This is a genomic window from Paraburkholderia sp. RL18-085-BIA-A (assembly GCF_046027075.1).
Lineage (GTDB): Bacteria > Pseudomonadota > Gammaproteobacteria > Burkholderiales > Burkholderiaceae > Paraburkholderia.
Genome location: NZ_JARESU010000308.1, coordinates 1 through 3,646 on the forward strand (window position 1 = coordinate 1; position 3,646 = coordinate 3,646).

The window sequence follows — 3,646 nt, forward strand, 5'->3', positions numbered from 1 at the left end:
CGAGCGCTTTTTTCAAAAAGATTTAGAGTGGCCGGCCGGAAAATCAGGCAATTCGCCAAATTGGACACACCTTGCGTGAAAACCATGCGTGTCGAGCGATACGCCATGACATCCACGTGCCAGCGCTTCCTCCCCGGCCACTTGCATGAGACGTTTGGCCACACCTCGGCCACCCCCCTTCTTGGTGCTGCTGGTAGGTCTTTCAATGAATATCAGTTTTGCATCGGCGCTAACAGGTCACTGCTCGATTCAATCCGTGTCGTGGGCACCTTCACGTTCTCTCCGAGACAATCGGCCCGGTATTTCAACCTGAGGCGCGCTTCCGCCAACTGGATGTCTGATGGATAGTAACTTTCGTCGCGAGCCGACGGATCGTAGCCGACCGCTTCCAGTTCGCTGAGTTCTTGCATCAGTTGAGCATGCGTGACCGGTTTGCTCAATGGCTGGAAAGGATAGTCGGTGCATTCGGCCGGCGTCAGTTTGCTGGCTGCCGACGCCACGCCGCTTGCCAGCAGCACGCAAAGCGCCACTGCGGATTTGCTCCAGAAGGGTTTCATGTCGTCAGTTCCTTGCGCGGTGTTGTGAGGATGCAATGTTGGGCTGCGCGACGTATCGAACTGCAATGAAACAGATGAACATTTTGCTAACCGGATCGTGACACTGGGGTACTTCCAATGTCGACGATCTAGGGCGAAGCGGACGCTGAGCGTCGGCGCATCACACTTGTAGACGGCAACTTTTGGGGTCAAATTGGAGCAGCGTGCCGGCAACCGCGCTTGCCAATCTGCGCAGCCGATTGAGGTACGCAATGCGGCCCGGCAGTTTTAACTGTCTGAACTTCTGCGTCGACTCGCGGACTCGATATGCGTAGCCAGTGCGTCCCGTTGGAACATTGCAGGGTCCTGGCGCGCTTGCCCCGTGGCAACGACATCCTCCGTCGACTGCACGAGGTGTATGCGACCCAGCAGCAGATGAGCCCGGGTGACGACGTTACCGGCGCGAACTAGTCGATAGGTTTTATCGAACGCAACAACTGCCGCGCCGGCTTTGCCGCGCGGCCGTTGGTGCGTCTACGGCATCAATCCGGCGAAGGGGAGAAAGCTGACAACGTGGTAATCCGCGAGACAGGATCGGGTCATTCGAAACTGCTCAGAATGGCATCAACTCTTCTCGATACACAACGAAGGGCCTTAAGGCTCCGTTCATGTGAACGCAGCCATTACTCAACGATAGGTGAACCATCATGAAAGCAACGCTCAAGGCTGTTCTCGTTTCCTGCGCACTCGCTGCGCCCGCTTTTGCCTTCGCGCAAAGCACCAACTATCAAGCCGACGCCCAGGCTACCCAATCGAACGTCGCTGCGCAACAGTCGACGACCGATAGGTCGGTAGGCGGTGTCGCGCTGACGGGGTCGTCGCAAGCAGGCTCGCGCGTGACGATCGTCACGCCGGGCAACGACCGTACGTACAGCGGCCACAAGTCACTCTGGTTCGGTCATTGAAGATAACGGCCGCGATATTGCCGAGATCTGAACAGACTTGCACCGCATTTTCGCCGAATGGTTTCGGCAAACGTACTTTATGGGCCACGCGCCGAGTCAGAAGCGGACCCCTACGTCTTATGGCGAGGTCAACGTCAGCTCGGTTTTCGCTATGCCGGAGCAAGCACGGTAGCCATTGCTCGTCACGTGAAGAAACGACTACAGAGGGAAGAACGATCGACAGGGGTCCGGCCGAGGTGTTGAGAAGCACGTTTGCGCACAAAAGACGTGGCAATGGGCTGTCCGAAACCACGATTGCCGCCGTCTAGCTTCACGGCCGCTGTTGAAGTTCGTAGATTCCGCTAATGACGTCCGTTGAAGCGCTAATGGTGTCCTGTTTCCGCTATCGCGTCGGTCGAAGGTTGACGCACACTCACTGTCCGGCGCGGATGATCAAGTGATTTTCGGCTGTGCTATCTGCGACATCCAACTGCGGAACGTGGGAGGTCGCCGAGCAACACCGAAAGTGCCCCACAGTACTCCATTTTCGTCAACGCCTAGAGTCCTAAGCAGCCGCATTAGCGGAAATGACGGACACTTCGGCGGCGCTAGCAAAATTAGCGGACACACGGCGGAACATGCGTTGCTGAAACGCAACGGCAGCGTAGGCAGACTTCCGCGCTGCCAGCCCTATTTGAGGCGGGCCACGAGCTTTCTTTCATTACCGCAAACTATGAACATGGCTAGCGGAATTAACGAACATCAACACCATCCGATGGGTCGCCGGCGAACTCGGCTTCGAGCCGGTGCCAGGATCGATCCATAACTTTCCACTCGAACAGTGCGAGCAGGCAATCCGGTATGTCGAAGCATTCATCGCGCATCGCCGCGCCGCATCGCCTGGTGATCGGCTTAAGCGAAGCCTGACGGTGGCCGATATTCTCATGGCAAAGATCACCAACGAACCCTGATGCCCAAAACTCTCCCATTCGCGCGCCACCCCAACTCGGCACGAGCACGGCGCGCGAAAACGATACTGTTGCCGATGCCTCGCGCCACCGCCGACGAGCTCGCGCTGCGGGTACACCTTGCACTTGCAACCATGCGGGCCGGCGCCGGCAGCGTGCGTGACGCGCAGACCCTCACGCAGATGATGATCCTGACGGGCTTTATCGCCGAGGCAGGCTACGGCGCGGCCACGTACGAGCAGCTGGTCGTCGCGGAGGCGGCCATCTCGGCTGCGTTCGACCGCGGCCGCGATACGGGCGAATGGCGGCTGGATGAAGGCGCCGCAAGTCAGTTCGCTGCAATCGTCACAACCTATGACGAGCAGCTGCGCCGCGCGCCGTTGTGGGCTGTCGCCGAAGCGAGCGAGCGGCTCGACCGCTTCCAGGCAGGCGAGCCCTACCAACGGGCAGACCGCAAGCTGGCCTGAGCCGGCATCGAGTGTCCGGTGACCGTCTAGCCTCGGCCTTGAGAGTCGCACTGGTGCGGCGCGAACAGTCGTCAGCCTGTCACCGCCGCGACCTGAACAACCGTATAAGCTCTTCGCGTAGCTCAGAGATGTCCAGAACATGTCGTGCACGCGTGACTGCCACGTACAGCAGGCGCATCTCGTCTTGCTCCAGCATCAGGCGTCCGTCGATGGTCTTGAAGCGAAAATCATTGGCTACTTTCACCGGTTTCCATTCCAGCCCTTTCGCGCGGTGAACGGTAGAGATTACGTAGTCAGCGGACGCCTCGGGCGTGATTCGCCGCGCCAGTGCACGCAGATAGATTCTCCCCCGCAAGGCATTGAGCCCCTTGAATGGATGCTGCTCAGTTCAGTGCCAACGACCTCGCTTGATGAGGCCCTTGAGCGACTGGCATGGTACGCGCGTCGGTTCTGTCGCAGTAAGCCGATCTGCTATGGGCTGTGGTGCAAATTGCGGGCGCAAGCGAAAAAACGGTGTATTCACCATTGCATCATCGTGCTGAAAGGACTGACTTCCAAACAGCGGGCGCAGTGGTATCTTTGAGGTGCAACCGTGCGAGGTTGAACTGACCTTTGCGAATGCGATGCATCAACTCGACGCCCGATATCGTAATGGCCGCATTCCTGAAGCGTTTGAAGCCGAGCATTGCGTTGATCCTGGACTTGATGTTGCGATGATCCTGCTCGATCAG

5 protein-coding genes and 1 pseudogene are annotated in these 3,646 nt (G+C 58.4%); 2 read left to right on the forward strand and 4 right to left on the reverse strand.

The window, feature by feature from the left end:
- Positions 1 to 212 precede the first annotated feature (212 nt).
- Positions 213 to 749, reverse strand: coding sequence for a DUF4148 domain-containing protein (locus P0D89_RS51525; RefSeq protein WP_408367941.1), 537 nt, complete (start codon positions 747 to 749; stop codon positions 213 to 215).
- A 494-nt stretch (positions 750 to 1,243) separates the two neighbouring features.
- Here P0D89_RS51525 and P0D89_RS51530 point away from each other — a divergent pair, with 494 nt between their 5' ends.
- On the forward strand, positions 1,244 to 1,501 hold the full coding sequence (locus tag P0D89_RS51530; RefSeq protein ID WP_408367939.1) for a hypothetical protein: 258 nt from the start codon (positions 1,244 to 1,246) through the stop codon (positions 1,499 to 1,501).
- 731 nt (positions 1,502 to 2,232) lie between these two features.
- On the opposite strand, the gene P0D89_RS51535 is transcribed toward P0D89_RS51530, so the two are convergent.
- Positions 2,233 to 2,469, reverse strand: coding sequence for a hypothetical protein (locus P0D89_RS51535; protein ID WP_408367937.1), 237 nt, complete (start codon positions 2,467 to 2,469; stop codon positions 2,233 to 2,235).
- On the opposite strand from P0D89_RS51535, the gene P0D89_RS51540 reads away from it, so the two are divergent.
- Positions 2,451 to 2,915, forward strand: a complete 465-nt coding sequence (locus P0D89_RS51540; protein ID WP_408367935.1) for a hypothetical protein — start codon at positions 2,451 to 2,453, stop codon at positions 2,913 to 2,915. The genes P0D89_RS51535 and P0D89_RS51540 overlap by 19 nt on opposite strands.
- A 79-nt stretch (positions 2,916 to 2,994) precedes the next feature.
- On the opposite strand, the pseudogene P0D89_RS51545 reads toward P0D89_RS51540, so the two are convergent.
- Both P0D89_RS51545 and P0D89_RS51550 read right to left on the reverse strand, forming a co-directional pair.
- Positions 2,995 to 3,264, reverse strand: a pseudogene (locus tag P0D89_RS51545) (ATP-binding domain-containing protein); the annotation flags it as partial.
- 181 nt (positions 3,265 to 3,445) lie between these two features.
- Positions 3,446 to 3,646, reverse strand: a 201-nt coding sequence (locus P0D89_RS51550) for a DDE-type integrase/transposase/recombinase (RefSeq protein ID WP_408379405.1), incomplete at its 5' end; no start/stop codon positions are given.